Source organism: Oleiphilus sp. HI0123 (assembly GCF_001635315.1).
Genome location: NZ_LWGE01001102.1, coordinates 1 through 4,327, shown reverse-complemented (window position 1 = coordinate 4,327; position 4,327 = coordinate 1). Strand labels below are relative to the sequence as shown.

5 protein-coding genes are annotated in these 4,327 nt (G+C 45.0%); 2 read left to right on the top strand and 3 right to left on the bottom strand.

Features of this window, described 5'->3' with window-relative positions:
* Window positions 1-546, bottom strand: a 546-nt coding sequence (ylqF, locus tag A3761_RS11000; protein ID WP_068750212.1) for a ribosome biogenesis GTPase YlqF, incomplete at its 3' end; no start/stop codon positions are given.
* A complete protein-coding gene (locus A3761_RS10995) occupies window positions 547-1,134 on the bottom strand; it encodes a gamma carbonic anhydrase family protein (RefSeq protein WP_068553422.1) in 588 nt (195 codons plus the stop codon).
* A 254-nt stretch (window positions 1,135-1,388) separates the two neighbouring features.
* Between A3761_RS10995 and A3761_RS10990 the strand changes: the two genes are divergently transcribed.
* Window positions 1,389-3,440, top strand: coding sequence for a M3 family metallopeptidase (locus A3761_RS10990; RefSeq protein WP_068634313.1), 2,052 nt, complete (start codon window positions 1,389-1,391; stop codon window positions 3,438-3,440).
* Window positions 3,437-3,685 (top strand): YheV family putative zinc ribbon protein, encoded by a 249-nt coding sequence (locus tag A3761_RS10985; protein ID WP_082865221.1) that lies wholly within the window; start codon window positions 3,437-3,439, stop codon window positions 3,683-3,685. The genes A3761_RS10990 and A3761_RS10985 overlap by 4 nt, the downstream gene beginning before the upstream one ends.
* Before the next feature lie 21 nt (window positions 3,686-3,706).
* Here the strand turns inward: A3761_RS10985 and A3761_RS10980 are convergent, their stop codons facing one another.
* Window positions 3,707-4,048 carry a hypothetical protein gene (locus tag A3761_RS10980; RefSeq protein ID WP_068510893.1) on the bottom strand — a complete coding sequence of 114 codons (342 nt, stop codon included), beginning with the start codon at window positions 4,046-4,048 and terminating at the stop codon, window positions 3,707-3,709.
* Window positions 4,049-4,327: the final 279 nt, after the last annotated feature.

The window sequence follows — 4,327 nt, the reverse complement described above, 5'->3', positions numbered from 1 at the left end:
ACGATAACCACAGGTTTCGGGTTCGAGTTTTGGCCAGAGTACGCCAGGGGTGTCCGAGAGAACGATGCCGTTATCAAGGTTTATCTTTTGCTGGCGCTTTGTCACCGCAGGTTCGTTGCCAACTTTTGCAATAGCTCGGCCGGCGATGGAATTAATCAGGGTAGATTTACCGACATTGGGAATGCCCATAATCATGGCATTTATGGGCTTATCTGAATCTTGACGATGTGGTGCGAGTTTTCGACATAAGTTGGCGATAGCGCCTTTATTGCTAAGGGTATTAGCACTAATTGCCAAGGTTTTAACTTGTGCATCTTTTTCGAAGTGTTCTTGCCAAGCTTTGACTACGTCTGGATCAGCTAAATCAGACTTGTTGAGAATCTTAATGCAGGGTTTATCTTCCTTAAGCTGGCGAATCATTGGGTTGGAGCTGCTGAATGGAATCCGAGCGTCCAGTATTTCTATCACCACATCTATTTGAGACATGACTTTCTTAATTTCTTTGCGGGCCTTGTGCATATGACCCGGGAACCACTGAATTGCCATCTACTTATCCTGATTCTTAAGAGAGTCTGGACGAGTATCCAAACCTTGTTTTGAAAGGTCATCCATATGCTGGTTTTTCAGTTTGACGTAATTGCTTGCAGTGTACTTGAAAAAGGTTTTTTCCTTGTCACTAATGGGGCGGATCTTTTTTGCTGGGCTGCCACGATACATATGGCCGGACTCCAGAACCTTGCCTGGCGGGACAACGCTACCTGCAGCGAGAATGACCTCTTCTTCTATCACCGCGCCGTCCATAACAATCGCCCCCATGCCTACTAATACTCGATCTTTTACTGTGCAGCCGTGTAGCAGAGCTTTATGACCAACGGTAACGTCAGAGCCAATGGTGAGTGGAAAACCGTCTGGATTATAGGGGCCAGCATGTGTGATGTGTAACACAGAGCCATCCTGAATACTGCTGCGTTCACCAATTCGAATTTTGTGCATATCACCGCGAATCGCGACTAAAGGCCAGATAGAGCTATCGGCTCCGATTTCAACATCACCAATAACAATGGCTGTTGGGTCGACGAAAACTGATGAGTCTAGTTTGGGGGAAAAGTCGAGATAGTTTCTCACGCAGCTCATAGGCTGATCCTCTTGTGATACATCTGGCGGTGTTATTGACGTCGTTGCGACCTAAGTGTTTTTTCGGTTCAACTTGAGGGCAGAGAATACCGAAAATTAGTGATCTTCACCAGTATCTAGCGCTATGCGAGCAAGTTGCTATAGTGAGACTAAGGGCTTTAAAAAATCATCAATGCCCCCATAAAGAATAAATTGTTCCAAGCTGCTTAGCTCGCTTGCCTTAAAAATATACCAAATAGATAGAGTTAAAATTAATGAACCCATTGTTAGCTGATTCGCCACTGCCACTGTTTGAGCAGATTACATTAGAGCACTTTGAGCCCGCATTAGATAAGGTGCTTGCAGACAACAGAGCTTTAGTCGAAAAGCTTGTAACTGATAAACAATATTCTTGGCAAGATTTTGCGTATCCTTTAGAAAGTGCTGACGATCGCTTGAATAATGTTTGGTCGGTTATTTCCCATTATAACTCAGTGCTAAATTCCGATGAGTTGAGAGAAATCTACAAGCGCCTTATCGCTAAATTGACAGAATACGGTACAGAAATGGGGCAGAATAAGGACTTGTTTTTAGCTTATCAGGCCTTGGCTGATAGCGATGAATACGCTGGGCTGAGCCAAGCTCAAAAGCAGTCAATCAAACATACTCTTCGTGGCTTCAAGTTGTCGGGAGTGGCGTTGGAAGATGATGAAAAAGAAGCCTACTCGGCATTGAAGAAGGAGATGTCAGAGCTGACCAACAGCTTTTCGGAAAATGTCTTGGATGCGACACAGTCTTGGACGCTCTATTTTGAAGACGTTGATTCACTTGCAGGTCTGCCAGAAAGTGCACTACAACTGCTCGAAAGCCAGGCAAAAGCCAAGGGACATGAAAAGGGTTATCTGATTACCCTGGATATTCCTAGTTATTTGCCGGTTATGACTTACTGCGATGATGCCAATATCCGTGAGCAGCTATATCAGGCTTATTTGACTCGCGCTTCCGACCAAGGACCTGATGCGGGTAAGTGGGATAATAGTAATAATATCCAACGCATACTCAGTTGCCGTCAGGCGCTTGCTAAGTTGCTGTCGTTTGACAATCATGCCGAGCGCTCCTTAGCGACTAAAATGGCAGACACGCCAGATGAAGTGATTGAGTTTTTAGAGCAGCTTGCAGGCAAGGCTATTGATTACGCAAAAAATGAAGTAGAAGAGCTTAAAGCCTATATGAAAGAAGAGTTCGGTGTGGCTGAACTGAATCCCTGGGATGTGGGCTATTATTCCGAAAAGCTTCGACAGGCTCGTTTTGATATTTCGCAAGAAGCGTTAAAGCCATACTTCCCAGCACCAGTGGTTCTGCAAGGCATGTTTGATGTGGTTCAGAAACTGTTTGGCATTGAAGTCAAAGAGCGCCCTGAGGTGAAAACCTTCCACCAAGATGCTCGCTATTACAGCATTTATAGCGAGGGTGAAGAAGTAGCTGGTTTCTATCTGGATATCTATGCCCGAAAAGACAAACGTGGTGGCGCCTGGATGGCAGACTGTCGTGCACGCAGACGTTTGGCCGATGGCTCTGTGCAAATGCCGGTAGCTTTCTTGGCGTGTAACTTTACACCGCCTGTTGCGGATGAGAGCGGTAATCTGGCAGATAGCTTGTTAACTCACAATGAAGTGACGACACTGTTCCATGAGTTCGGACATGGTTTGCACCATATGTTAACCAAAGTCGATGTTGCTGGGGTATCAGGTATTTCTGGGGTGCCTTGGGATGTGGTTGAACTGCCAAGTCAGTTTTTGGAAAACTGGTGCTGGCAGGAAGAATCGATAGCTATGATCAGTCGTCACTACCAAACAGGAGAAGCGCTGCCGAAGGATATGTTGGATAAGATGCTAGCAGCGAAACACTTTCAAAGTGGCATGATGATGATGCGCCAGCTTGAGTTTGCCTTGTTTGACTTCCTCTTGCATAGAGATTACTCAGAAGCAGATAACACCGATGTGCAAGCAGTGCTGGAGTCTGTTCGAGAGCGAGTTGCGGTAATTGATTCGCCAGAATATACGCGTTTTAGCCACTCCTTTAGCCATATATTTGCTGGTGGCTATTCGGCGGGTTATTACAGTTATAAGTGGGCAGAAGTCTTAGCAGCAGATGCGTTTTCCCGCTTTGAGGAAGAAGGTGTCTTTAACGTGCAAACGGGTAAAGACTATAAAGAAAAAGTGCTCGAAGTAGGTGGTTCAATTGAAGCGATTGATATGTTTACCAGCTTCCGCGGTCGTAAGCCAAGTGTTGAGCCATTGCTTAAGCAGGCGGGAATCAAGGTATGACGCAGAAGATAACCAAGCGCTTTATCGCAGGTGCCGTATGCCCTCGTTGCGGTGAGATGGACAAGTTAGTGACGTATTCATCTGATGAAGGCACCTTTAAAGAGTGTGTCGCCTGCGACTTTACTGAGAAGCAAATAGCACAAGTTGAAATGTCAGAGCTTGATACGCGGGTTAATCATATCCCCTCAGGCCCTGATGACGAGCAGGCTCAGATAGTCCAGATTGTTGAGCTTAAGCCGAAGTAATTGTTCGCTTGAGCTAGGCCACTAAACTTCAGATTGTCCCTCTAATATAGCGATTATATTGGATAAGGCTTCCCTCATATCAGCCATAGTTTGTGTGCGTTTGATAATGGTAGGAAGCTGATCTTCCAAATTAGTTAATTTCGGAGGGATACGTCGAATGCCTTCGGTAATAAATTCATAGGGATAATGGTGGTCTTGTATGCTGAGCTTATTAAGCTCGGCAATTTCCTGGGAAAACTGGCTAATAATGTCATAGATAATGTCTTTGTGTTCGAGTGAGGACGCCTCCCAGTAAGCCGCATCCAATAGCTCGTGAAACGCGAGAAACTCATTCATAACATTTGAAATGGCAGGTTTAGGCATGACCTTTGGCTCCTGAGAACATCAGTTTTGACATATTTGTATATAAGAAAGCCTAGCAGAAGAGGCTGTAAAGGTAAGGCAGGCAGTAATAAATTTGTCGGTCACTGTTTCATAAGTGCCCAGTTTTCTCGACCAATGATACTCTCGCTTACATAGTGAAAAGCTATGCGAGCACTTCTGTTCATTGAAACAAACGATTACGCAAGCTTACCCGATAATGTTAAGTCCTTCATATTGCTTAAACCTTAGCTGCCTATACTGATAGTTCTTTCGGGAATA